General features: G+C 71.8%; 18 protein-coding genes. 1 reads left to right on the top strand and 17 read right to left on the bottom strand.

The window, feature by feature from the left end; all coding sequences use genetic code 11:
* Positions 1 to 54: 54 nt before the first annotated feature.
* The 6 genes from ACFOWE_RS02670 to ACFOWE_RS02645 form a co-directional block, all read right to left on the bottom strand.
* Positions 55 to 1,608, bottom strand: a complete 1,554-nt coding sequence (locus ACFOWE_RS02670) for an MFS transporter (RefSeq protein ID WP_377285131.1) — start codon at positions 1,606 to 1,608, stop codon at positions 55 to 57.
* Positions 1,609 to 1,720: 112 nt separating this feature from the next.
* A complete protein-coding gene (locus ACFOWE_RS02665) occupies positions 1,721 to 2,623 on the bottom strand; it encodes a prephenate dehydrogenase (RefSeq protein ID WP_377285130.1) in 903 nt (300 codons plus the stop codon).
* Positions 2,624 to 3,099: 476 nt separating this feature from the next.
* The gene (locus ACFOWE_RS02660; protein WP_377285129.1) at positions 3,100 to 3,903 is read right to left on the bottom strand and encodes a TIGR03084 family metal-binding protein; all 804 of its coding nucleotides are present in this window, start codon (positions 3,901 to 3,903) and stop codon (positions 3,100 to 3,102) included.
* Positions 3,900 to 4,952: a carboxymuconolactone decarboxylase family protein gene (locus ACFOWE_RS02655; RefSeq protein ID WP_377285128.1), complete on the bottom strand. Its 1,053-nt coding sequence runs from the start codon at positions 4,950 to 4,952 to the stop codon at positions 3,900 to 3,902. The genes ACFOWE_RS02660 and ACFOWE_RS02655 overlap by 4 nt, the downstream gene beginning before the upstream one ends.
* 11 nt (positions 4,953 to 4,963) lie before the next feature.
* Positions 4,964 to 6,616, bottom strand: a complete 1,653-nt coding sequence (locus ACFOWE_RS02650) for an FAD-dependent oxidoreductase (protein ID WP_377285127.1) — start codon at positions 6,614 to 6,616, stop codon at positions 4,964 to 4,966.
* A complete protein-coding gene (locus tag ACFOWE_RS02645) occupies positions 6,613 to 7,176 on the bottom strand; it encodes a DUF5987 family protein (RefSeq protein ID WP_377285126.1) in 564 nt (187 codons plus the stop codon). The genes ACFOWE_RS02650 and ACFOWE_RS02645 overlap by 4 nt, the downstream gene beginning before the upstream one ends.
* Before the next feature lie 310 nt (positions 7,177 to 7,486).
* On the opposite strand from ACFOWE_RS02645, the gene ACFOWE_RS02640 reads away from it, so the two are divergent.
* Positions 7,487 to 8,224, top strand: coding sequence for a helix-turn-helix domain-containing protein (locus tag ACFOWE_RS02640; RefSeq protein ID WP_377285125.1), 738 nt, complete (start codon positions 7,487 to 7,489; stop codon positions 8,222 to 8,224).
* A gap of 39 nt (positions 8,225 to 8,263) precedes the next feature.
* Here the strand turns inward: ACFOWE_RS02640 and ACFOWE_RS02635 are convergent, their stop codons facing one another.
* The 11 genes from ACFOWE_RS02635 to ACFOWE_RS02585 form a co-directional block, all read right to left on the bottom strand.
* Positions 8,264 to 9,625 carry a cytochrome P450 gene (locus tag ACFOWE_RS02635; RefSeq protein WP_377285124.1) on the bottom strand — a complete coding sequence of 454 codons (1,362 nt, stop codon included), beginning with the start codon at positions 9,623 to 9,625 and terminating at the stop codon, positions 8,264 to 8,266.
* Entirely contained in the window at positions 9,622 to 10,158 is a 537-nt protein-coding gene (locus tag ACFOWE_RS02630) for a flavin reductase family protein (protein WP_377285123.1), read from the bottom strand. The genes ACFOWE_RS02635 and ACFOWE_RS02630 overlap by 4 nt, the downstream gene beginning before the upstream one ends.
* A 9-nt stretch (positions 10,159 to 10,167) precedes the next feature.
* On the bottom strand, positions 10,168 to 10,596 hold the full coding sequence (locus ACFOWE_RS02625) for an acyl-CoA thioesterase (RefSeq protein WP_377285122.1): 429 nt from the start codon (positions 10,594 to 10,596) through the stop codon (positions 10,168 to 10,170).
* Between the two features lie 3 nt (positions 10,597 to 10,599).
* Positions 10,600 to 16,335: a type I polyketide synthase gene (locus tag ACFOWE_RS02620; protein WP_377285121.1), complete on the bottom strand. Its 5,736-nt coding sequence runs from the start codon at positions 16,333 to 16,335 to the stop codon at positions 10,600 to 10,602.
* The gene (locus tag ACFOWE_RS02615) at positions 16,332 to 17,312 is read right to left on the bottom strand and encodes an enediyne biosynthesis protein (protein WP_377285120.1); all 981 of its coding nucleotides are present in this window, start codon (positions 17,310 to 17,312) and stop codon (positions 16,332 to 16,334) included. Before ACFOWE_RS02615 ends, ACFOWE_RS02620 begins: the two co-directional genes overlap by 4 nt.
* A 2-nt stretch (positions 17,313 to 17,314) precedes the next feature.
* Positions 17,315 to 19,240 carry a CRTAC1 family protein gene (locus tag ACFOWE_RS02610; protein WP_377285119.1) on the bottom strand — a complete coding sequence of 642 codons (1,926 nt, stop codon included), beginning with the start codon at positions 19,238 to 19,240 and terminating at the stop codon, positions 17,315 to 17,317.
* Positions 19,237 to 20,196 (bottom strand): DUF1702 family protein, encoded by a 960-nt coding sequence (locus ACFOWE_RS02605; RefSeq protein WP_377285118.1) that lies wholly within the window; start codon positions 20,194 to 20,196, stop codon positions 19,237 to 19,239. Before ACFOWE_RS02605 ends, ACFOWE_RS02610 begins: the two co-directional genes overlap by 4 nt.
* Positions 20,197 to 20,376: 180 nt before the next feature.
* Positions 20,377 to 21,360, bottom strand: coding sequence for a DUF1702 family protein (locus ACFOWE_RS02600; protein ID WP_377285117.1), 984 nt, complete (start codon positions 21,358 to 21,360; stop codon positions 20,377 to 20,379).
* Positions 21,361 to 21,445: 85 nt separating this feature from the next.
* Positions 21,446 to 22,411 (bottom strand): hypothetical protein, encoded by a 966-nt coding sequence (locus ACFOWE_RS02595; protein WP_377285116.1) that lies wholly within the window; start codon positions 22,409 to 22,411, stop codon positions 21,446 to 21,448.
* 30 nt (positions 22,412 to 22,441) lie between these two features.
* Positions 22,442 to 22,639: an acyl-CoA carboxylase subunit epsilon gene (locus ACFOWE_RS02590; protein WP_377285115.1), complete on the bottom strand. Its 198-nt coding sequence runs from the start codon at positions 22,637 to 22,639 to the stop codon at positions 22,442 to 22,444.
* Positions 22,640 to 22,691: 52 nt separating this feature from the next.
* Positions 22,692 to 25,448, bottom strand: a complete 2,757-nt coding sequence (locus ACFOWE_RS02585; RefSeq protein WP_377285114.1) for an ATP-binding protein — start codon at positions 25,446 to 25,448, stop codon at positions 22,692 to 22,694.
* Positions 25,449 to 25,530: the final 82 nt, after the last annotated feature.

Below are 25,530 nucleotides of genomic sequence, written 5' to 3'. Positions count from 1 at the left end.
TTCTTCCTTTCTTTCGTGTGCACGCCTTCCTGGCCATCGGATGCCAGATCGTGGTCAGGCCTGCAGGTCTGCTGTCGGGGGATCCCCCGCCACCGGTCGAGGCGCGAGGGCCTGTCCCGGGACGGGAAGCTTTGTCGTTCGTGCGTTGAGGAGCGCCACACCGAGCAGGAGGACCGCGCCGACGGCCGCCACGGCGTGGAGCCCGTCGGTGAACGCCGCCCGGGCCGAGGCCGCCAGGTCCCCGCCGGCCCCGCCTGGAAGGCCCTCGGCCGCGGCCACGGCCCTGGCCAGGCTCTCCCGCACCGGTTCGGCCACCTGCGCCGGCATGTCGTGCGGCAGCCGCGCCCGGTAGACGACGGTGCCGACCGTGCCGACGGTGGCGATGCCGACGGCGTAACCGAACTCATTGCTTATCTGCGACAGCGCGGAAGCCGTCCCGGACTTCTCCGGCGGGACCGAGCCGACGACCAGTCCGGTGCCCAGGGTCAGCAGGGGTCCGCCCCCCACGCACCAGACGGCGAAGCCGGCGACCAGTCCGGCGGCGCCGTCGCTGAGGGCGACCATGGCCAGACCGGCCACCGTGAGCAGCAGCCCTCCCGCGACGAGCCGGAAGGGCGGCACCCTCGTGCTCAGCACCGGCGCGGCCATGAGGCTGAGGATGCCGAGGGCCAGACCGGGCAGCAGGCCCAGCCCCGCCTCCATCGGGGACATCCCCGCGACCGACGGGAAGAACTGGGTGATGAACATCATCGTCGTGCCGGTGAGCATGGTGTAGAAGAACATGCTGACCAGCGCGGTGTTGAACGCCCCGCTCCTGAACAGGCTCAGGTCCAGCAGCGGATCGGCCAGCCGGCGCTGCCGGCGCAGGAAGCGCACGGCGAAGAACACGCCGACCGCCAGGGCCAGGGCGGGACCGGTCCGCCAGCCGTGCCTGGCCAGTTCCTTGACGCCGTAGACGAAGGGCAGGACCGCCAGCAGCGACAGCGCCACGCTGCCGAGGTCGACCCGCCCTCCCCGCTCGCCCGTGGACTCCGGCAGCAGGAGGGGAGCCAGCACCAAGGTGATCGCCATCGGCGGGACCGCCAGGAGGAAGACCGAGCCCCACCAGAAGTGCTCCAGCATGACGCCGCCGATCACGGGCCCGACGATGGCGCCGATGGAGAAGCACGCGGCCCACACGCTGATGGCGAGCCCGCGCTCCTTCTCGTCACGGAACATGTTGCTGATCAGCGCCAGGGTCGTCGGGCCCAGCGCGGCGCCCGCGACGCCCAGCAGCGCGCGGGCCGCGATGAGCGTCTCCGGGCCGGTCGAGTAGGCCGCCGCGACCGAGGCGACGCCGAAGGCGGCCACGCCGATCAGGAGAAGCCTGCGGTGGCCGATCCGGTCGCCCAGGTTCCCCATCGTGACGAGGAGACCCGCGACCATGAAGCCGTAGACGTCCACCAGCCACAGCTGCTGGGTGCCGCCCGCCTCCAGCTCCGCGCTGATGGACGGCAGGGCCAGCAGCAGCACGAAGATGTCGATGGAGACGAGGAGCGTGGGCAGCGCGAGCACCACCAGGGCGGACCATTCACGCCGACCCGCCCTGATCTGCACGTCGCCGGCCACGGTTCACTCCCTCTCTGCTCGTCTGACCCGGCACTGGAAGTCGCATCTGCGGCGGGGAAGGAACACCGACAGCCAGAACATTCTCTCCGTGCCGGTCGCGCGGCGGCTTCTTTCAAAAAGCGCTCTCGGCCGCGGGGAAGGCGTCGACGACGCGGTGGCGGCCCCGGTTCCCTCTGACCAGAAGGTCCTTCAGGACATCGGTGCCACCGCTCCGGAGCGCCGCCGCGGCGGCGGTCAGGTCCCGCACCACCTCGTCCAGCACGACGGCGACCGGCTCCGCGTTCTGCTCCAGGATGTCGCACCACAGTTCCGGCAGGCCGGCCGCTATCCGCGTGGTGTCCCTCAGCCCTTTCCCCGCCAGGGAGAGCACCGTCTCCTCCGCTTCCGCGAACCGGGCCGCCAGCGCCGCGGAGACCAGGTGCGGCGTGTGCGAGACGGCGGCGACGATCCGGTCGTGCCTCCTCGAGGGCAGCAGGCGCACCGTCGCCCGGCATGCCTCGGCGAGCTCGACGACCGGCCGGACGGCCTCCCACGGCGTGCCCGGGCCCGGGCACAGCACCCACGGGCGGCCGGCGAACATGTCGGCCCGAGCCGCCGCCGGGCCGGACAGCTCGCGCCCGGCCATCGGATGTCCGGGTACATAGGTGGTGAGGTCGCAGCCGGCGCGCGCCGCCTCCGCCACGATCACCCCCTTCGTGCTCGCCACATCGGTGTACACCGCGCCGAGGCCGCGTTCCTGGGCCTCGCGCAGCACCCGGGCCACCGAGGACGGCGGGGTCGCGATGACGACGACGTCGGCCGGAGGGGTGTCCGGCGTGAACCGGACCCCTGCCCCCATCCGCTCCGCCTCGGCCACGGCGTCCGCGTCCGCGTCGATCAGGGCCACCTCGGCGCCGGACCGCCGCACGGCGAGCGCGACCGAGGTCCCGATGACGCCGCTGCCGATGACCGTGACACTGCGGATTCCGGTCACACGGGGAGAAGCCGGTGGAACCTCGAGGGTGGCGACCGTCATCACTGCGTCCCTTCTTCACCTGACCGTCCTGACATGATTGTGAGAATTACCGGAATGCGTCCGCGGGGGATCCTGGAGGTGAACGTTTCCTGGCCGGACGCGCCGGGACGGATCTCCATCCGCCCGGGCAGGAGCACGGCGATCCGACCGGTCATCCGGAAACCGCCGTCACGGCCTTTCGGCGATTCTTTTCCCGCTCTGCGGTTTCTTTCTCACACGTCAATGATGCGTTCCCTTCCCCCCGTCCTCCAGGGAGACCGGAAACAGCATGCTGCCGTCCCGGATCAGGTTCCTGCCACGGCCGGGGAGGGGCGGGGCCGCCCGGTCCCTCCCCTCGCACCGAGGGACGTGCGGGCCCGCACCCGGGGCGCTTCGGGGCCCGGGACCGCGCCGGGCGCGGGCCCGCGGAAGCGATCCCCCGTGCACACGCGTCAAGCCCCCGGTGGAGACACCGGGGGCTTGACGGGGAATCCGCTTCAGGCGGGGACGGGGGCGAACTGGCCGGGGGTCCGCCCGGCCCCGGCCGGGCCCCGGTACGCCTGGGCGATGGACAGCCAGTGGTCCGCCTCCTCGCCGGAGGCCGTGACGGCCAGGTCGTCGCGGTGGCGCCGCCTCGTCACCAGCAGGCAGAAGTCCTCGGCGGGGCCGGTCACCCGCTGGGGCGAGTCCTCCGGCCCGAAGGCCCACAGCTCACCGGAGGGACCGGTGATCTCGAAACGGAACTCGGTGGCCGGCGGCGTCAGTCCGCGCGCCAGGTAACCGAAGTCACGCGTCAGGACGGCGAAGAGCACCAGGTGCTTGATCCTGTCCGTCCGCTCGAGCCGGGCGCCCACGGCGTCGGCGATGTCCTGTCCGTGCGCGAACTGCTCCATGATGCCGGCACAGGCGAGGATGACCGGCGGCAGCGGGTTCACCAGCCACGGCACGGTCTGGCCCTCGGGCACGGCGGCCAGCGCCTCGACGACCGCCTCCCGTTCGGCCCGCCACTTGCCCAGCAGGACTTCCGGCGTGTCGTTCTGGTAGAGCTTGAGCGCGGCGTTGACCGCGCCGTCGAAGTCGTTCTTGGCGCCGGCCACCAGGGCCTGGAAGGCGTCGGCGTCGGAGGCCGCCGTCTTCGCCAGCGTGAAGATGAAGGTCAGGTGCGCGATCTGGTCGGCGACCGTCCACCCCGGGGCGGGTGTGTGCAGCTGCCACTGCTCGGGGCCGAGCCCCGAGACCAGCCGGTCCAGCACCTCGCCCTCCGCGGTCAGATCCCGCAGGACCTCGTCCAGGGATGTCATAGCGTCCTCCTCTTGCTAGGGGTTGGTGAGAGTCCGGGAACCACCGCTCTCCGCGCCGCGGCGAACGCGGCCCACGAGGTCAGTTCGATCAGGGCGCGATCGCCCGGCCGCTGCTTCCGGAACTCCTCGACGACCTGGTCGTCCACCTGGTAGGCGGCCACGGCCGTCAGCAGGGCCAGCCGTCCCGCGGGGCGGTGCACGGGAGCGAGGAGCCGCACCGCGTCCGTCACCCACGCCCGGCTGAGACCGGCGGGTCCGCCGTCCCAGCCGGCCAGGTGCGCCGTCACGAGTTCACGGACGGCTCTGGGCACCGAGAGGCTTCCAGCCGCCTCGATGGCCGTGGCGGCCCGGCCGAACGCCTCGGCGAGAACGGGCTCCTCGCGCGCCCAGGAGAGATCCGCGGGCAGGTCCGCCGGTGGCAGCAGGCTCAGCGACCCGCCCGGCGCCGCGGGGCGGCGGGCCGCCGAACTCATGATCAGCCCGAACAGCCCCATGAACACGCGGCGCAGGGACCCCGGCAGCCGCGGCGGCACCGGGGAGCCGGCCAGGAACACGTTGACCATGCGGTTCAGGTAGTGGAACGTGAACGCGACCGCCACCAGCTCCGCGTCGGGACGCCATGAGGTCTCCTGCGTCCGCCGCGAACGCGCCCAGGCGGCGATCCTGCGCATGACGGGGTCGGGCAGGTTCTCCAGTTCCTCCGCCGTGCACCTGCCCCCCGTCAGACCGCGCAGCACGGTCCCGTGCACGTCGACGCAGTACGGGCAGCGGTTGTCGAGCGACACCGCCGAGGCGACCGCCTCCTTGGTCGCCCTGCCGACCGTCCCCTCCGCGAGCATCGACTCGCGCAGCATGATCCAGGAGGCGGCGAGCAGGTCGGGCGCGGGCGAGTGCAGGATCACGGGCGGCGCCGGCATCCCGAAGTCGCGCTCGAGCTGGGCGTACACCCGTGCCACCGGCTCCGGTGCGGCGTCCGGCCGCACCGGGGTGACATGCCGGACCTGCGCCAGCACGCCGGGCAACGACGCCCGGGTGAGCATCCGTCCCATCGCCCCGCCCCCTAGCCCCTCGCGAGGCTGGGGAGGAGGCCGGCCACGCCCCGCCGCCCGCCGGTGCCCCCGTCCGGCGCGGGAGCCCCGTACGCGACGTCGACCCCACGGGCGCGGGCGGCCTCCACGATGCCCGGTACGGCGCGCTCGGCCAGCGCGGCGATGGTCATGGCCGGATTGACGGTCAGGCCCGCCGGCACGGCGGAGCCGTCGGTGACGAAGATCCCCGGGTGGCCGCGCAACTCGTGCCGGTCGTCGAGGGCGGAGGTCGCGGGGTCGTCCCCGATGCGGCAGGAGGCCAGCGGGTGCACGGTGTAGGCGCCGATCAGGTCGTTGGTCCACGGCGTCACCGTGGCCAGGCCGTCGCGCTCCAGGATGTCCTTCACCTCGGCGTCGGCGAGGTGCCATCCCCGCCACGTGTTCTCGGTCGGCTGGTAGCGCAGCCGGCCGACGCCCAGCATCTGCTGGGAGATCCGGTCGGCGTTCCCGCGCACCGGCGGCGGGCCGAAGACGCCCTCGTTGTCGTCCTCGGTCATCTGGAAGATGATCAGCCATGACTGCCAGGCCTCGAGCATCTCCTTCTTGCGGGGACCGAACCAGGTCATCCCCGCCCCGTCCGCCACCTGCGCCAGGATCGTGCCCAGGCCGGGCGGGAAGTAGAGCTGCTCCAGCGAGAAGCGGGTGTACTCCGGCAGGGAGCCGTCCAGCCGGTCCCAGTTCGCCACGGTCGGCCCCTTGCCGATCTGGTTGGCGGCGTACGCCAGGCCGTCGTCGCGGCTGAGGCCGAGCACCTCGCGCACCCGGTCCTCGTTGAGGACGGCGGTGTTGAGCCTCTCCCCGTTGCCGGAGAAGTAGCGGCCCACGGCGTGGGGCATCCCTCCCAGCGCCGCGGCGCTGCGCTGGAGGATGACGGGGGTGGCGCCGGCTCCCGCGGCCAGTACGACGATCTTGGCCTCGATCGTCCCCTCGCCCGTGGTGATCCTGTAGTCCTCGTCGTCGACGAGGCTGTAGTGGACCCGGTAGTGGCCCTCGTCCGTCCGCGAGATGGACTGCACCTCGTGCAGCGGCCTGATCTCGGCGCCGTGCGCCAGCGCGGCCGGCAGGTAGTTCACCAGCAGCGACTGCTTGGCGTCGAACCGGCAGCCCGCCATCATCCAGTTGCAGTTGGTGCACGCGCCGGTGTCGACGGCGGCCGGGACGGGGTTCGCCGTACGGCCCGCGTGGTCGCAGGCGGCCGCCCACAGCCCGCCGGCGTAGGAGACGTCGTCCCAGTCCTGCTGCGTGATGGAGATCGACTCCGCGACCCGGTCGTACCAGGGGTCGAGGGTGTCGCGGTCGATGGAGGCCGGCCACATCCGTCTGCCGATGCTGCCGCGGCGCTCGAAGACGAAGCGCGGCGCCCGCGGCATGGCGGCGAAGTAGACCACGCTGCCGCCGCCCACGCAGTTGCCGCCCAGGATGCTCATGCCGTCGCCCACGACGAAGTCGAAGGCGCGCGTGTACGACGAGCCGAGCTTGAAGTTGTGCTCGAAGTCGGCGCCGGTCAGCCAGGGGCCGCGTTCGAGGACCACGACCTTGGCCCCGCCCGCGGCCAGGTGGTAGGCGGTGATCGCACCGCCGAATCCGCTGCCTACGACCAGGACGTCGGTGCGTTCGTGGCTCATGCGGGGCTCCCTGAGGGCGTCGTGTTCGGGTGCGGGGTCGCCAGCGCTCTGCCGTACGAGAACTTCCGGAAGCGCCACAGTCCGTCCGTGTCCGGCTTGGCGATGCCCATCGCGGTGAGGCCGGGATGGCCTGCCGCGAGCGCCTCGGCGGTGTCCAGGTGAGCGGCCGAGTCGTAGGCCATGTAGCTGAAGAGCGCCAGGCTGACCCACATGGCCTTCTCCGGATGGCCGGGCGAGGTCAGCCTGCGCACCAGGTCGGTGCGTTCGTCGAAGGAGAGCGCCACGAAGGCGGGCTCCTCGGCGGAGCGGCCCTTCTCGGCCGCGTAGGTACGGGCGTGCTCGTTCAGCAGGCGGGCGAAGTCGTCCAAGCCGCCGGTGACGCCGGTCGCGTCCCACTCGAGGAGCTCGACGGCGCCCGCCGCCACCGCCCCTCCGCCGGGGGAGACGCCGGCGACGGCCCGGTCACCGGGGAACCGCTTCTCCCCCGGGAGGATCGTGTCGGCGAACGCCTCGAGAGTCGTCGTCCTGGTCTGGTGTTCGTCCGGGGCAGGCGACCGCATATGCATTCCTCATGTCAAGTCCGGCTCGGTCCGACCTCATCGTCCGGCCGGCGGCGGAACGCCCGCATCTCGCCGCTTGCTTTACTTGTATTGGTTCCTGCAGACTTCCGGCAATCTTTCAGATATTCCGTCTCGCAGGGGAAACCCCTATGACCCCTATTCCTCTCCCGCATTTTTTCCGGCCATACCCGAGAATCGCAAGATAATCGTAGATTTCCCCTCTCTCGGTGCTATCTTCCCGTGCAGGAGTCAAGTACGCCTTGACTGATCATCACCGAGTGCTCCCGCAATCCATTCTCGGGGAGGGGAAATGGAGAACGAGAGATCCGTCCTGCGCGCCATTCTCGCCATGCAGGACGAACTCGGAGAACCGCTGACCGTGGACGACCTCGCACGGACGGCGATGTTCAGCAAGTTCCACTTCTCCCGGATCTTCCAGCGCGTGACGGGCCTGTCGCCCGGCCGGTTCCTCTCGGCCCTGCGCATCCAGGAGGCCAAGCGGCTGCTCGTGACGACCTCCTCCGCCGTCACCGAGATCAGCCACCGGATCGGCTACTCCAGCGTGGGCACCTTCAGCACGCGGTTCACCCACAGCGTGGGCGTCTCCCCCATCAAGTACCGCCAGCTGGAGAGCGCGGTCCCCTGGTCGCTGATCGGACACCGGCACGACATCCCGGGCATCTCCTCCACCCGGATCGTGGGCGAGATCTCCTCACCGCTGGAGCGGCCCGTCTTCGCCGGCCTGTTCCCCGGCCGGCTCCTCGAGGGGCGCCCCGTCCGTTACACGGTGGTCGACGGTCCCGGCCCGTTCGAGCTGACCGATCTCCCGCCGGGGGACTGGTATCTGATGACGCAGTCCGTCGAGGCCGGACGGGAGGACGCGTTCGACCACCCCCCGGGCGGTGACAGCTCGCTGTACGTCGGATTCAGCGGTCCCATATCCATCAGGCCCCACTCGGCGACGGAATGGGTGGACGTGCGCCTGCGCCCGATGACCCCGCTGCACCCGCCGGCCCTGCTGGCCCTGCGCGAACTGCTGGGAACGTGAAATGACCGCCCGGGCCGGGGCCCGGGCGGTCATTTGAGCTCATCGGGCCGGGACCGCCTCGGGGCGGCGCACCGTCACCGGGCTCACGGTCATCGGCAGCCCGCCCCGGATCCGGAGCGACAGCATCGGCTCCGGAACCGCCCGGTGCCCCGGCACCGCGGTCAGCCGCAGGTCTCGGAAGACCATGGCGACGACGAAGGCGGCCTCCATCATCCCGAGGTGGTTCCCGACGCAGAAGCGGGGGCCCGCGCCGAACGGGATGTAGGCGTACCGCGGCCGGCCCGCCGGAGCGTCGGGATCGAACCGCTCGGGGACGAACCGGTCGGGCTCGTCCCAGAAACGCGGGTGCCGGTGCAGGGTGTAAGGACTGATCATGACGTCCGCGCCGGCCGGGACGCGGTACCCGCCGACCTCGTCGTCGGCCACCGCCCGGCGGGGCAGGGCCCACACCGGCGGGTAGAGCCGCATGACCTCCTCCAGCACCATCGCGGTGTACTTCAGCCGGTGCAGGTCCTCGTAGACCGGGAGCCGGTCGCCCAGCACCGCGACGGCCTCGGCGTGCAGCCGCTCGCGGACCTCCGGATGCTCGCCGACGAGATGGAAGGTCCATGACAGCGTGCTCGCCGTCGTCTCGTGCCCGGCCAGCAGCAGCGTGATCAGCTCTTCGCGGATCCGCTGCAACCCGTCCTCCCGGCTGGCGGCGACGATCCGGGAGACCACGTCGTCCCCGTCGCCGTCGTAACCGCCGAACCGCTGGGCGACGAGGTCGTCGGCCACCCGGTGCAGGTCCCGCAGCGCGCGGCGGAAGCGCAGCCGCTTGGGCAGCGGCAACCAGGACGGCACCCTGTTCAGCGACACCATGTCGAACATCGCCTGGTCCTGCACCGCCTCGAAGGAGTGCCCGATCGAGGCGAAGGCGTCCAGGTCGGCGTCGAGCACGGTGCGCCCCAGCACGCCGAGGGTGAGTGCGGTCATCTCCTGGGCCACGTCGACGGGCCCGCCGCCCTCCCGTGCCCGCAGCCGATCCACCAGCTTGGCCGCTTCCCGGCCGATGGCCTCGGCCTGCCGGGCGATGCGCCGGTTCTGGAAGACGGGCTGGACCGTCTGCCGCTGCCTGCGCCAGAGCCCGCCCTCGCTGGTCAGCAGCCCGTCTCCGATGGCCTGCCTGGCCTCGGCCAGGCCGAGTCCTTTGTGGTAGTTGCCGCTGTTGTCGGCCAGGACGTGCTTGGCGTGGTCGGGATGGTTGAAGAAGTAGAGCGACTTGGGACCGATGGTCAGTTTGACCGCGTCGCCGTACCGCTCGGCGGCCGTGGTCAGCATGCCGAGCCGGTCGGCCACGAGCTGCCTGAACAGCGCGGGACCGGCCGTGAGCGGAGGGCCGGGCGGGGTCCGTCCGCTCATCCGGGCACCTCGTCCCACGTCGGGCGGACCTTCTGGAAGGCGCCCCGGAAGACCAGCAGCGGCTCCCGGCCGGCCCACTGGTCCATGGACAGCACCCTGCCGATGAAGACGGTGTGGTCGCCGCCGTCGTAGGAGCGCCACAGCTCGCACTCGAAGTGGGCCAGCGCCTCGTCCATGAGCGGCACGCCGGTGGCCCCACCCGGCTGCCAGGCGACGCCGTCGAACTGGGCCGCGCCCAGGGTCCGCCAGCGGTCGGCGAAGTGCCGGGCCATGGCCTCCTGGTGGGAGGCCAGGACCGAGACTCCGAAGTGGCGTGTCATGGTGAGGCATTCGTGCATGACCGCCCCGCGGTCGACGCAGACGAGCACCAGCGGCGGGTCGAGTGAGACCGACGTGAACGAGTTGGCGGTCATCGCGTGCGGCGGGGTGCCGGTGGTCACGACGGTGACCCCCGTGGCGAAGGTGCTGAAAGCCCGCCGCAGCGATCTGGCGTCGGAGACGTCTCTGACCGGGATGGAGTGGTCGACTGTCACGATGACCTCCTAGGCCGTGTACGGTTCGAGCGCCGCGACCAGCGCGTCGGGAACCCTCGCCGGCACTGTGCGGGTGTTGGGCCCCCGCATACAGGCGACCCGCTGGCGGCCGCGCGCGACGAGCGTCTCGGTTCCGTCCTGGTTGACACGCACGTAGTCGAAGCTGAACTCCAGCTGGGTCTGGGCCAGGTCGACCAGCCGCATCCGGATGGAGAGCTCGTCGAAGGCCGTGATCTCGGCGAAGAACTCACAGTCGACCTTCAGTGTGAACAGCTTCAGGTCGTCCTGCAGATCGGCGAGCACCTCCGGCGCCCGCTCCTTCAGGAACATCTCGCGGCAGCGTCCCTGCCAGCGCAGGTAGTTGACGTAGTAGACGTTGCCCACGATGTTGGTCTCCTCGAACCCCACCGTGTGCGTGTACTCGAAGTGCTTGCCCATGTCTCACGACCGCCCTTCGACGAAGATGGCGATGACGACGGGGTCGGGGACGCCCCACACGGAGGCGACCAGTGTCGCGATGCGGGCCTGGCCGCAGGCGAACACCGTCCAGGGGCCCCTGCCGTCCCGGGTGAGGGCCAGGGACACGTGATCGTGCAGGCCCGCGTGCTCCGCCGCCGCCAGGGCCGCGCGCACGCGGGACGCGGCGGCGTCCAGCCCCTCCCCGCTCTCCCTGACGACCTGCCGGGCGAGTCCCATGCCGTCGCCCAGCAGCTCGCTCCACCGCTCGGCGGGCTGCTCGGCCACCCGCTCCAGCGCGCCGCCGACGGCGAACTCGGCGGCGATGCCGAGCATCAGGTCCGCGCCGTGGGTGACGGCGATCGTCCAGCCGTCGTCGCTCCGCAGGCCGTCGGGCCTGCCGAGGGCCCGGCCCGCGACCAGGCCCGCCAGCTCCAGGCTGTCCACCTCGCCCACCGGGGAGCCCGGTTCCACGGCGATCGCCGCCCGGCGGCCGGTCAGCTCCTCGACCGTCCGCTCCAGGTACGACCCGAGCAGCGGGGCGGCCCAGGGGCCGCGGCCGTCCTTCTTCCTGACCGCCTGGAGCCGCAGGCCCTCCCACCGCTCGACGACCTCGCCCGAGCCGGTGCGCACGGCGATGTCGTAGACGTAGGCGTCGCCCACGCGCTCCCGCTCCGTGGCGGTGAAGCGCAGCTCCCCGCCGGCCGCCGGCGCGGCAGGTCCGGGATGGATCCTGTCGATGCCGGTGGGCAGCAGGGTGGCGTCCGGGACGCACACCTGGTTGCCGTGCATCAGCGCGTCGCGCATGCCCGGGTCCGCCAGCAGCAGCCGGCCGGGCAGGAACGCGGCGAACCAGTCCGACGACTCCCGCACCGAGACGTCCGCGTCGACGTGCCGGGCCGCGGCCCGGTGGTAGCGGCGCAGCCGGTGGAAGCGCGGTCCCTGGAACAGGACCTCCCCGTACAGTTCCGTGGCCGGGTCCAGCGGGACGGCCGGCAGCCCGTCGGGCACCTGGTCCGGCGGCCCGTCCGGCACGGCCTGGCCGGTGTAGCGCAGCCGGGCGCGGAAGTGGTCGACCTCGAAGCCGGTCTCCGAGCTGCGGATCGCCACCTCCACGGTGTCGTCGTCCGTGACGGTCGCGGCCACCCTGATCCGCCCGCTGTCGTCACCCGGCACGATGATGGGCCGGGCGAACTCCGCCCCCTCGATCACGGGGAGCTCCTCGCGCCCCGTGACGGCGGCGCCGACCTGCACCATGGCCTCCATGCCGAAGACGGCGGGGAACAGGTAGTTGCCGTCCAGCAGGTGGTCGGCGAGGTAGAGGTCCGTGCCCCCGCTCATCTCGACCTCGCAGACCAGCTCCACCCCGTGGTAGCGGATCAGCGGCTTGTCGACGAACCGCAGCAGCGGCAGGTCGGGCAGGTCGTAGCGGACCGTGTTGACGCCCTCGGTGCGGCCGCTGATCACCACGACCGGCGGGGTGGCGGGATCGGCGACCAGCCGCCGCATGATCTCCACGCCCTGCTCCGGCGTGATCGGCGTGATGCCCTTGCGGACCAGGCCGTCCACCACCGACAGCCGCTCGCCCATGCCCACCTCGGACCAGACCGACCACTCCATGCAGATGGCCCGGCAGCCCGGGTGCTCCCGGCCGACCTCGGCGGTGATGTCGGCCAGCCACTCGTTGGCCGTGGCGTAGTGCGCCTCGCCGTGCAGCCCGGCGCGGCCGATGATGCTGCCGAAGGAGACCAGCAGGCGCAGCCTGCCCGGCTCCACCGCCGCCAGCACGTTGCGCAGCCCGTCGACCTTGGGGGCGAAGGTGCGCCGGAACGCGGCCATGTCGAGGCTCGCCAGGCCGGCCGGCTCGTTGCGTCCCGCCCCGTGCAGCACCGCGGTGACGGGCCCGAGGGCCGCCTCCGCCTCGGCGACCGCCCGCCTCACCTGGTCGGGATCGGTGATGTCGGCGCGGGCGTAGTGGACCGCCAGCCCGGCGTCCTCCATCCGCCGCAGGTTCTCGGCCAGCTCGGAGTCGCCGGCGGGGTCGGAGCGGCCCAGGACGGCCAGCTTGGCGCCGCTGTCGGCGGCCACCGCGATGGCGCACTCGGCGGTGATGCCCTTGCCTCCTCCCGTCACCAGCAGCACGTCGCCGGTCTCCAGCGCGGCCGTGGTCTCCGCGGGCCGTACGGGCATCGCGCGCAGGGTCGGGACCCGCCGCACCCCGGCGGCGTCGTAGTGCACCTCGGCGTAGTCGCCGGTCGCCGCCACCTCCGCGGCCACCCAGCCGACCGCCTCCGCGACCGCCGGCACGTGCACGATGGTCACGCGCAGGTGCGGGGCCTCCAGGTGCAGCGTCTTGGCCAGTCCGGCGGCGCCCCGGCCGTGCTGCACGAGCACGAACCGGGTGCCCTCGGGGGCGGAGACGACCGCCTGGGCGGCGAGGAGGGCCTGCTCCAGGTGTTCCTCCGCGCAGTCCTCGGGGAGGCAGACCAGCACGCCCGGCCCGGTCCCGTCCTGTTCGAGCGCGCCGCGCAGCGCCTCGGCGATCGGGGACGTCCCGTAGGACCGCCACTCCCCGCCGGTCCTGGACACCGGCCGGGCGGCCAGCGGGACCTCGTCGAGATCGAGCACGAACGGCCGGGCCCAGTCCGCGGCGCCGGCGACCAGGGGAGCGGCGGCCGCGCCGCCCGCGGTGCCGGTCCGCATGACCTCGTCCAGGGCGTCCGCCAGCTCACGCAGGTTCGCGGTGGCCACGTTGGCCGGGACGTGGGTCGCCGGGATGCCGAGGATCTGGGCGGCCTGGTCGATGATGTGCATCACGGTGACCGAGCTCAGGTGCAGCTCGTCCAGGGGCCGGCTGTCCTCGCGCACCATCTCCAGCGGCAGCTCGGCCCGCTGGGCGGCCAGGCGGCGCAGCAGGTCGACGGTGGACTCCCCGTCCGCCGCCGCCTCCTCGGGCGCGGCCTGCGGCTGCGCCGTGCGGACGGCCTCGCCGCGGACCTGGACCTGCGGCGCCTGCTCGGCGGGGCTGGCGAAGAAGGCGAACTCGGCGCCGATCTCCAGCGGGCGGACGAGCCGGCCGTGGAACAGCTCCTCGTGGGCCACGGGGGCTCCGATCACGTACGCCGCGGCCACCACGCCCAGGAACGCGGAGATCGACTCCGAGTCCGTGTCCACCGCCATGGCCGGCACGTCGCTCACCCCCGCGGCCAGGCGGCTGAGCACGGACCCGGGACCGACCTCGACGAACAGGTCGACCCGCGCGGCCGCGCGCTCCACGGCCTGGGTGAACAGCACCGGGTCGGTGATCTGGCGCTGGAGCAGCGCGGCGATGTCGGTGTCCGGGGACAGGATCTCCCCGGTGACGGTGGAGACGATGTCGCGGGAGATCGGGTCGAACACCTCGGTCTCCAGGTGCTCACCGAAGACCTTGCTCGCCGGCGCCACCAGGGGCGAGTGGAAGGCGTGGGAGACCGGCAGCCGGGTGAAGCGGATCCCGGCCTCGGCCGCCCGCACGCCCGCCGTCTCGATCGCGTCCGCCGGCCCCGCTATCACGGTCTGCTCGGGCCCGTTGTAACCGGCGATCACGACGGGCAGGTCCTCGATCAGCTCCAGCACCGGTCCGGGGGCCGCGCTGAGCCCCGCCATGGTTCCGGGCCGGCTGTGCTCGGTCATGACCCGGCCCCGCACGCCGGCCACCCGCAGCAGGGTCTCGGTGTCCATCGCCTCGGCCCAGTGCAGCGCCGACAGCTCGCCCAGGCTGTGGCCCACCGCGACCGTGGCCTCGATGCTCAGCAGGTTCAGCGCCCGCAGGCCGGCCATCGACCCGGTGACGATGCGCGGCTGGGCGACGGCGGTGTCCACCATGTCGCCGTCGGCGGGAAGCGCCGCCTTGAGGTAGACCTCCTCCGCCTCGGCGAACCGCCTGCGCAGCGCGCCGCCGCTGGTGCCCCGGCCGGAACCCTGGCCGGGGAAGAGGAAGCCGATCCTGCCCTCCCGCTCGGCGTGGCCGAGGAAGGCGCGCCCGCCGGCCCGCACCAGGCGGGTCTCCCCCGCCTCCAGCGCGTCCAGCACGACCTGCAGCTGCTTGACGGCGTCCTCCGGCGACACGGCCACGACGGCCGCCCGGTACGGCAGGCCCCGCAGTTCACGCTGGAGCGTGGCGCCCAGGTCGGCGAGCTGGGCGTAGGAGAGCTTCGGCACGAAGTCGATCAGCTCCCGCACCCGCTCGCGCAGGGTGTCCGGCGAGGCCCCGTCCACCAGCAGCACCTCGGCGTCCTGCGCGGAGGCGGCGAGCGCCTTGGTCCGGGTGCCGAACCTGGCCCGCCGGCGCGAGCCCGGGTTCTCCAGCACGACGTGGGTGTTGATCCCGCCGAAGCCCATGGCGGTGACCGCGGCCCGGACCGGCGCGCCGGCGGGCCAGGGCTCGGCCTTGCGCAGCACCCGCAGCGAGGCCCCCTCCTCCATGAGCACCGGGTGCGGGTCGACACAGCCGATGGTGGGGGGGAGCACCTGCTCGTGGACCGCCATCGCGGTCTTGATCAGACCTGCCACCCCGGCCGCGGCCTTGGTGTGGCCGATCATCCCCTTGATGGAGGTGATCGCCGCGGGCGCGGCCTCCGGATCCGCCGTCGCCCGGGCGCTCGAGAGCGCCTTGAGCTCGGTGGCGTCGCCCAGGGCCGTGCCGGTGCCGTGCCCCTCGAACAGGTGGACGGTCTCGACGCCGAAGCCCGCCTTCTCGTAGGCCCGGCGCATGGCCAGCTGGTACCCGCTGATCTCCGGACGGGTCATGCCGCCCCTGCCGTCGGAGGCGACGCCCCAGCCGGCGACCGTGGCGTAGATCCTCCGGCCGGACTTGACGGCGTCCTCCTCGCGCATCAGCACGACCATGCCGCAGCCCTCACCGGGCCAGAAGCCGTTGGAGCCCCGGTCGTAGAGCTTGAACTCGCCCTTGGCCAGCGCGCCCGTCTTGGCGAATCCGATGATCTCGAACGGGTCGATCGACAGGTCGACTCCGCCGGCGATCGCCACGTCGAGGTCGCCGTCCAGCAGCCCTCTGACGGCCGTGGTCACCGCGAGCAGGGACGAGGAGCAGGCGCCGTCGACCGTGTAGCCGCCGCCGTTGAAGTCGAAGTGGTTGCAGATGCGCCCGGCGATCGTGTTCGACAGCCCGCCGGCCAGGGTGTCCTCGTCGATGGCCGGGAACGGGCTCTTGTACGTGTCCTCGAGGCCGGCCAGGAAGCCGGCCAGCCGGTCGTCGTCCCAGCCCTCCGCCTTGAGGGCGGCGGCGACGGTCCTGCGCACGTACGGCCAGCGCAGGCGGAGCACGTTGGCCCGGGTGAACTCCCCGGTGAGCGTGTTGCCGACGACGGCCGCGGTCCGCTCACGCGGGAGGCCCTCCCCTTCGGGGAAGCCCGCGTCGGTCAGGGCCCGGCTCGCGACGTCGAGGGCCAGCCAGTGCGTGAGGTCGGTCGAGCGGTAGGTGCTTCCAGCGATCTTGTAGGCGAGCCGGTCGAACTCGTACCCCTCGATGACCGCGGCGTTGCGCGCGTAGAAGCGGTCCGGGGTGGCCGGGTCGGCGTCCCAGTAGTCCTCCAGCCGCATGCGGACGTCGGGCAGCCGGCGGAAGGCCCGCCGTCCCGCGACGGCGTTCTCCCACAGCTCCCTGGGCGAGGCGGCGTCCGGGTAGACGCACGCCATGCCCACGATGGCGATCCGGGTCATGCCTTGGCCCCCTCTTCCCGGACCCCGGACAGCGCCTGCGCCGCCTGCCGCTGGACCTGCTCGGCCTCCCTGGCCCGGGTCTTGAGGGAGATGTCCAGCGCCCACAGGTAGCCGCCGCGGATCAGGCAGACGGCGGCGGTGGCGAAGAAGATGCCGTAGGGGATGTTCATGCCGGTGAGCACGCCGTACATGACGGCCACGCCGCCGCCGAAGGCGACCTGCGAGAGCGGCTTGGAGGGACTGGTCCCGGGGTCGGTGATCATGTAGTTGGTGAACAGCACGAAGGCGATGCCGGTCATCATCGACAGGCCGCCGAGGATCGAGATGTCGTCGATGATCAGGCCGCGGACGACGGCCTGGAGGGCGAAGCCGCCGACCCAGGCGGCGATCAGCCACATGCGGTTGGTCAGCTTGGCGTTGAGCATGGTGCCGAAGAAGATGATGACCAGCGGGATGATCCAGTCGACCGGGTTCCCGACGTGCTCGCTGAAGTGGTACGGCGGGGCGATGCTGGCCCAGGGGAACAGGATCAGGATGACGGCGATGCCGAAGTTGGAGGGGTTCATGAAGTGCCGCAGGCGCCCGCGCACCGGGGCCCGCAGCACCCACTTGGCGCCCACGGCCACGGTGACGCCGAACATCATCACCAGGATCTGGTCGTTGACGTAGGTCAGCATGTTCAGCGCGATGCTGGTGATGTGCGCCGGGAGCAGGAAGTTCACCAGCCCGGTGAACCCGCCGCCTCGGAACCTCGGCGCGCGCCCCTCGACCCGCGCCCCGATCGCCTCCAGGACGATCTCCACCGTGTAGCCGGTGGCCAGCGCCACGAAGGGCCAGGCGAAGCCCTGCTCGAACCCCCACCAGGAGAAGCCGAGGATGTTGAAGATCGTGATAGAGAGCGCGAACCTGCGCAGTGCCTTGATGGTCTTGGCGTCGTGCCTCGGGGGGGCCGCCGGCGCCTTGGTCTGCTCGGCCATCGTCACTTCTCCTTCGCCTGCGAGCCGAGCTGGAGCGCGTGCCAGCCGGGAGTGAGCTGAAGATCCTGCTCGCGCACCTGGCCCGTGCGGTCACGCCACGTCAGGTGCACCTTCTGCGGGCCGGAGACGCCCTTGCCGAGGCCGATGTGCACGGCGTGGGCGCGCTTGCCGGAGTGGCCGCTGCCGCCGTCGACCCGGCCCAGGAACGTGCGCCCGTCCGCGGTCGTCACGGTCGCCTCGGCACCGATCACCGGGGAGCCCGACTCGTCGGACAGCCGCAGCCCCAGGAAGGCGCCCGTGTCCGGGCTCACGTTCCGGTAGAACACCGGCGGGCCGAACTGCCTGGCGACGGCGAAGTCGAGCCGGCCGTCCCCGTCGGCGTCACCGGTGGCGATGCCCCGCGTGGGGATCGGCACGGCCAGGCCGAGCTCCTCGGACAGGTTGGCGTAGGTGCCGTCCGCCCGCTTGGCGAAGAAGGCCAGGGTCTGGTCGCCGGCGATGTCCGCGCCCTCCTGGACGACCGGCCACGACCGGACGTCGTGGACGACGATGTCGTTGGCCGTGGCGAGCTCCTGCAGCTGCGCCCAGCGGTTGACCCAGCCCTTGACGAAGCCCGTCGCCTGCACGATGGCCTGCTCGCCGCTGTTGTCGAAGTCCTCGATCTTGACGTCCCAGCCCCAGCCGGACCAGGCCGTGCGCAGCTCGGCGCTGCGGTCGGCGAACGGCGCGCGCCCGCTGCGGAGCTGCTCGCGCAGGTCGGCGCGGTCCTCGGCGGTGGAGATCAGATGGAAGTTGCTCTCCTGGATGCCGAAGGGGGTGGTGATGTTGCTGACGAAGAAGTCGTAGAGGCCGTCGTGGTCGAGGTCGGCCGCGTCGGAGCCCATGCCCTTGAACGAGTCCTGCCCCAGGGTCTTGGACTTGGGGGTCCAGGCGTCCCGGCTCTGCTCGACCAGCTTGAACCGGATCTTTCCGGGAGTGGAGGTGTTGTACAGCAGCCGGTCGGGGCCGAAGTCGTTGTTCAGGAACAGCTCGGGGAGCTGGTCCCGGTCGAGGTCGACCGCGGTCGCACCGAGTTCCCAGCCCCGGGAGACCTCCTCCGACAGCACGTCGTCCAGCTTCTGGAAGCTCACCGAGGTCTCGGTCGCGCCCGTCCACCGGAAGAAGTAGTTCCGGCCGCCGTTGAAGCCGGCGGACATGGAGTCGTTCATCTCCACACCGCCCTCGGCCGTGTCGTCCAGGACGCGGGAGCCGTCCTTGAAGTAGTTGCCGATGAAGACGTCCTGGTGCCCGTCCCCGTCGAAGTCGGCGACGGTGGCGACGTTGCTGTTCCAGACCGGGCCGTCGTACTCGCCCCCGCCCGAGTTCGGAACCAGCTCGACGGGCTGGAACGCCGCCGCGCTCAGCTCCTCCGCCCCGGCCTTCTGCAGGTGCACGATCGGCGAGCGGCCCCACAGGTAGACGAGGAGGTCCATGCGGCCGTCCTCGTTGAGGTCGGCGGGCACGCAGCCCATGGGCGCCATCGTCTTGTCCATCGGCAGCGAGCCGTGTGTGAGCGCGAACGGCCGGTAGCGGTCGGCGCGCGCGCCGGGAGCCGGCGTGACCACCACCTGGTCGATGCGCGTGTCCACGATGCACAGGTCGTTGTCCAGCCCGTCGGCGTCGAGGTCGTTCATGGCGACCGCGGCCCCGACCGAGGAGATCCAGGCGCTGATCTTCTCGTAGGTCTTGTTCACCTTGCGGATCGTCTGCTGCTGGTAGCCACCGGGAAGGGCGACGTTCAGCGGCGTGAACGTGTACCGCTGCGCGGACTCGGTCCGCTCCTCGCCGGAAGCGAAGCTCGGCCGGGAGACCACGAACATCGTGGCCATCAGCACGAGCGCGACGATTCCCGGCAGCTGCCGGCGCAGCCAGCCGACTGTCGTGGTCACGGGGTGACACCTCCAAGAGATACGAATTGATCGGCGATGCGCTGCCGCCACACCTCGTACGCCGGCAGACCGCCCTCCCCCTCCGCGTCGGGACGGGTCTCGCGGCTGATCCGGGCCGCCTGCTCGGGAGTCGTGCCGCACAGGACCTGGGTGGCCACCTCGTTGTGCGGCACCAGCAGCCCCGCCCTGACCCGGGCCTCGGCGGCGAACACGCTTCCCTGCGCCAGTCGCGGACGGTGCCGGCCGGCGCGCTCGCGCAGCTTCACCAACTCCTCCTCGGGCGCTCCGCCCGCGTAGGTCGCGGCCAGCCCGACGCCGCTCCACAGGTCGGCCCACCGCGGCTCGGGGAACCCCTCGAGCAGGGAGACGACCCGGTCGACGTCCGTCCCGCCGACGAACCACAGCGCCCGCCCGATGCCCTGGTCGATGGCCCGGTCGCTGTAGGAGGACGGGTCGTGGGCCGGCCAGGGGAAGCGGGGCTCCCGGTAGTGCCGGTGGACGTACTGCCGGGTGCGGAAGTACGCCTGGTGGAACCCGTATCCGTCGTGCACGAGCCACTTCAGGAGCGGGTCGAGGCCCTCGCTGTCCGGCCACCTGAACCGGGGGAGCCGGGCCATCGCCCAGCCGATCCCGACGTACACCATGTAGAGGTGGTCGTCGCCACGGCCCCGGAGGAAGTCCTCGACGTTGCGCGAGCCGCCGAACGGCAGGCCGTCCAGGACTCCGAAGCCCATCCCGGCGCCTTCGTAGGCGAAGCCCCGGAACCTCCTCGGCACCTGTTCCAGGCGCTCCTCCGCCTCGGCGGGGGTACGGGCCTCGACCGCGTGGGCATAGCCGGCGAGGAAGACCTCGCCGATCGTCTCGAGCAGTTCCCTGGATTCCCGGTCCTTGACGTGGAAACCGCGGTTCTCCAGTTTCGTTTCGGAAACGCTCGGAGTCAGAATGCGTCGTCTCAATGATCGCAGAGCGCCAGCCAATTGCGTCTCCACTCCCTTGCAGGAATTCTCGTAATAAATCTTCCATAAGGGACGTAGGGGATCCCACTTCAGGCGTGCGCATTCCGGCGCCCGTGTTTCCGGAATGCCGAAGAGGGCGGCCGTTCCCGCGAACGGCCGCCCTCGTCGATCATCCGGGTCTCAGAGGAGCGAGTGCTCCGCGGCGAAACGGCCGCGCACCCGCCGGCGCCACAACTCGTACTGCGGGACCGGGGCGGAGTCGTGCGGGCCGGCGGTGAAGTCGTCCGCGAGCGCCACCGCGTCCGCCACGGACAGGTCGGTGAGGGCGGCCACGGCCGCGGCGGTGTGCCCGGGCACGAACCCGGCGTGGTCGCGCGCCTTGACGGCGAAGACGGAGCCCTGGGCCAGCTCCGGCGCGTGCTCGCCGGCCTCCCGGCGCAGCGCCGCCAGGGCGGGCCGGTCCGCGCCGCCGGCGAACGTGGCGGCCAGCCCCACCCCGCTCCACAGGTCGGCGTGGCGGTGGGCGGCGAATCCGCGGACCGCCGACGCGACGCCGGCCGTCCGCCCGCCGTGGATGAACCACAGGGCCCGGCCGATTCCCTGGTCCACCGCCCGCGGGAAGTAGTCGGCCGACCCCTGCCAGGCGTAGGGCTTGGGGATCCGCTGCCGGTCCACCCAGGTCTCCGTGTGGAAGTAGGCGAGGTCGAACCCGTACCCGTCGACCGCCAGCCAGCTCATCGTCGGGTAGTACGCCGACCCGGTGAGGTCGGGCATGACCTTCCTCCACAGCGGCCGGGGCAACCGGGCCATCGCGAAACCGATGCCGATGTAGGAGAGGAAGATGTGCGGCTGCCCCGGCCCGAGCAGCAGGTCGCGGGTGCGGGTGCCGCCCCCCATGGCGTCCAGGATGGTGAAGGCCATGGTCGCGCCCTCGTAGGCGAACCCTCGCAATTCGGCGTCCACCATTCCGAGGCGGCGTTCGACCTCCCACTGGTCTTTCGCCTCGATTCCCCATTCGAATCCGCACACCACCGCCTGCGGAATCATCTCCAACCGGGCCGTGGCCGCGGAGGGCGTCACCGGGAAACGCCGGCCGCTGAAACCGACCTCGGCGAGCGAGGGGGCGAATACGAACCTGCGGACCGAACCCATTAACGTCGACACCGGATATCCTCCGCTCGGTCGAATGAGGTGAGCCGATGAACGGCCGGCCGGACGGAGCCGGGCCGTATCCCGTGATGTGCGTGTGTCACGACCACGGAGCGACCGGGTACCAGGGGATGATCTCCCGCCTGGCGAGCAGCCTCACGTCCCAGTAGAGGAAGGTGAAGACCCCGGCGATGATCAGCGAGACGCCCGTGACCGCCGCGAGCCGGCCCGGCTTGCCCATGAGCCACCGGTGCACCCTGCTGCCGGCGACGGACGTCAGCAGCAGGAAGAGCACCGCCATGACGACGATGTTCCCGACGGACTGCAGCACGAAGGCGGCCGCGCCGTACAGGGGGTTGCCGCTCTCGGCCGCGTCGCGGAAGAGCTGCCTGAACAGCGGGAAGGGGCGCCCGATCAGGAAACCGCCGATCAGTGCCCCCATTACCACCTGCGGTGCGTTGGGGAAACGACGGGTCAGCCGGGCGAGCGGATCGGGCACCACGCCGAGCGCCGCCAGTCCCAGGTAGAACATGACCAGTCCGATCAGGCCGAAGACGACCATCGACTGGATGCTGCGCGCCGACAGTTCGCCGGGCACGTTCTGGGCGGTGGAGAACTGCGCCATCCCCGTCCCGGCCACGCCGACGATCGCCCCGTAGACGGCGGAGACGGCGACCATGCCCGCCGAGAGCCAGCCCAGCGGCTTCAGAGCGTGGCCGAGACGGCCCCAGCGGCCCCCGGTCCCGCCCATCATGGGGGTGACCGCACCGAAGACCGCGATGTTGCATGCCGTGAAGGATCCGGCCAGCCCGGTGACGAAGGCGTACACGACGCCGGCCGTCACGCCTGTGATGGGCGTCGCCTTGGCGTCGTGGCCGAGCAGCGAGTTGGCCACGCTGTCACCGATGACCTGGTCGACGAACTCCGCCGACCAGACCACGGTCAGCAGGAAGCCCACCAGGCTGCCGGCCAGGACGAGCAGGCCGCGCCGGCGGGGGAACACGCCCGTGTGGACCGGCACGCCGGTCGCGGGAGGCGCATCGGTCGTGGGTGGTGCGGTGGCCATGCCGTTCTCCTCCGTACGATGGGTCCGCGGCTATCCCGACCAGGTGCTGGTCCGCCAGCCGGCCTGGGAGGCCACCGGCGGTCTGCGGAGCAGACGCGGCCGTCCGGCACGCGGCGTCGCCGGACCGCCCGCCCCGCGTGCGAGGAGAACCGCGATCGCCGTCTCCAGCGCCTCGATCTCCTCGGTGGTGGGATTGCCGCGTACAACATTCACCTGTCGCTGCGACACACCTCGATGATCGATCCGCCGACGCCCCGGTGCATCTTCGTGTATGCGAGGATCAGACCTTGATCTCCAGATCGGTGGGGAGCTCCTCTCTCCTGCCGATCTCCAGCTTCCGATAGGTCCTGGTCAGATGCTGCTCCACCGTGCTCACGGCGATGCAGAGCTTGGCCGCGATCTCGGCGTTGGTGTAGCCCATCGCGGCCAGGGTCGCGACCCTGCGCTCGGCGGCGCTCAGCGTCCTGGAACGGTCGCCCGCGGAGACGACGGCCCCGGAGTGCCGGCCCCTGTCCGAGAGGGCCTCGACGAGGGGGGTCGCCCCGCACTCCCGGGCCACGGAGATCGCCCTGCCGGTCATGATCCCCGAACGCCGGTACTCTCCGACGAGCTGGTAGCCGACGGCGAGATCGCACATCGTCCGGGCCAGCTCGTAGCGGTCACCGGCGCCCTGCAGCAGGTCCACGGCCTGCCTCAGGAGCTTGATGCGTTCCTGCGGCTCACTGGTCCTCGCGAGCACGCGTGTGGCGAGCCCCCGCGCCCGCAGCGCCAGCGTGCTGCAGCGGCCCAGCTGGACCTGGGCCAGCTCCCTGGCCTCCTCGATCTGGCCCAGGCCGAGGCACGCCTCGGCGGCGTCGACCCGCCACGGGATGAGCTCCGGCGCGTCGACGTCCCACTTCACCATCAGCTCCCCGCACAGCTGGAAGTCGCGCAGCGCCATCCCGGGATAGCCCGTCGCCAGGTGATAGCGGCCCCTGGCCTGCAGATAGTGCAGGCCGTAACGGCTGTCGAACATCGCGTCGGGAACCGGCTCGTCCAGCCAGTCGTGCGCCTCGGCCAGCATGCCCCTCGCCGTCAGCGCGAGGATCAGCGCGCTCACCGGTCCGCCGACCGCTATGCCCCAGCCGCTCAGGGGAATGATCTTCAGCGCCTCGCGGGCATGTCTCTCGACACCGACCATGTCCCCCTGGCGGATCGATATCTGGGCCCGGATGGCGTTGAGCCGGGCCTGCCTGCTCGGGGCGTTCCGCGATGCGGCCTCGGAGCCGAACCTCTCGCACCAGGGCACGGCGCTGTCGGCCCGCCCGGCATAGGTGAGCGCCAGGAGGGCGTTCTCCACCGTGTCCATCGACACGTCGTTCATCCGGGTGCTCTCCAGGATCCGCTCGATGCCGCGGACGGACCGCTGCTCGGTCGGGATGGTGAGGACCTCCGCCAGAGCGAGTGAGGACTCCAGGCGTCTGCTGGCCGCCACCGAGGTGACCGCCCCGAGCGCCTGCTGCTCCGCCGTGGGCCTGATGTGCTCCATGAAGGGCGGGCAGGTGACCCGCAGCCACAGTTGCAGGGCGATGAGCTCGGGAAGCGCCGCCGGGTCGGCGGAGCGGCCCAGCTGTTCCAGGACCTGCCGCGCGCTCTCCGTACGGCCGTGCCAGAGCAGCGCCTGGGCCAGCACGACGGCGTCGCTCCCGCGCAGGCTTCCGCGGCTCATCGCGTCGGTGAGCTCGGCGAAGTGCGTCGTGGACGCGCCGGGGTTGATACGCCATTCCGCCCGGACCAGCATCGTCGTGATCTTGGTGCGCTGGTTCTCGTCCTCGCACTCGCGCCACGCCTTGCGCAGATACCTGACGGCGGATTCCACCGCTCCGGAGCGGAGCGCCGCCATCGCCGCGTCCTCCAGGCAGGAGACCGCCCAGGGGAAATCGATCCGGTCGGCTCCGAGCAGGTGCTCGGCCACGGTCCCGGGCGGGGCCCCGGTGCTGTAGGAGACCTCCGCGGCCCACCGGTGGAGCTCGCCGCGCTCCTCGTCGTCCATCTCGTCCAGTACCGCGACGCGGGCCACCTCGTGCCGGAAGCGCCCGTCCCGCAGGAGGCTGGCCGTGTTGAGGACCTGCAGCTCCTGCCGGACCTGCTCCGAGCTCATGTCGAGCATCCGGGCCAGCGACGCGGGCTCGTCCAGGACCGCCAGCGCCCGTACCACGCGGAGGGTCTGCGGGTCGCAGTCTCCCAGGCACGACAGCACGGCGCGTCCGTACTCCTCCCCCACGGCGATGTCCGCCGGGTCCTGTTCGCGGCCCGCGGACGACGCCGCGACGTGGTCGCTGATCAGGGCGTGCACCAGAAGCGGATTGCCGCCGCTGAAGGCGTGCCAGGCATCGGCGTACGCGGCCGCGGTCCCGTCCCCGACGCGTTCGGCGGCCAGGCTCCGCACCCCGGCGGGGGAGAGCGGCGCGAGGTGGATCCTGCGCCAGTGCGGCTGGCGGACCTCGGTGTGGAAATAGGTGTCGGTGTAACGGCCCTGGTCCGACTCGGCGAGGACCACCACCGTGCGGGCGAACCTCACCCGCCGGGCCAGATAGGCGAGGCAGAGCAGGGAGGCCCGGTCGGCGTGGTGGACGTCGTCGACGACGATCGCCAGCGGATGCCTCTCCGACAGTTCCAGCAGGACGGTGCAGAGGGCGTGCACGAGCTGGGCGTCGATCTGGGGCGAGGAGTCGCTCCGCCATTCGGCCGTCACGATGGACCGCACGCCCTCGTCCAGGAGCGCCAGCGCCCGGGTCCGCTCCTCGGGCGTCAGGGGCGCGTCGCGGACGAGTTGGCCCAGCACTCCCAGCGGCAGATCGCGTTCCAGCCGGGAGCCCATGGCGGTGATGGGCAGCGCCCCGAGGACCGCCGCCTCCTCCGCGAAGGAACCGAGCAGGACGCTCTTTCCCGTCGCCACGGTCCCCGTGACCAGCGCGACCCGGCCGCGGCCGCTGAGCGAGTCACGGAGGAGATCACCGAGGACGATGCGCTCTTCTTCTCTTTCGATCAGGCCCATCAGTCTGCCCCGCTCCCTCTTCGGTCAGCTCGTCCTCCTCGCCGTCCGCTCCGCGGCCGGCCGTGAAGACTGCCCGGAACTC

The organism is Planomonospora corallina, from assembly GCF_042650625.1.
Classification (GTDB): domain Bacteria; phylum Actinomycetota; class Actinomycetes; order Streptosporangiales; family Streptosporangiaceae; genus Planomonospora_B; species Planomonospora_B corallina.
This window is presented reverse-complemented; position numbering and strand designations above follow the sequence as displayed.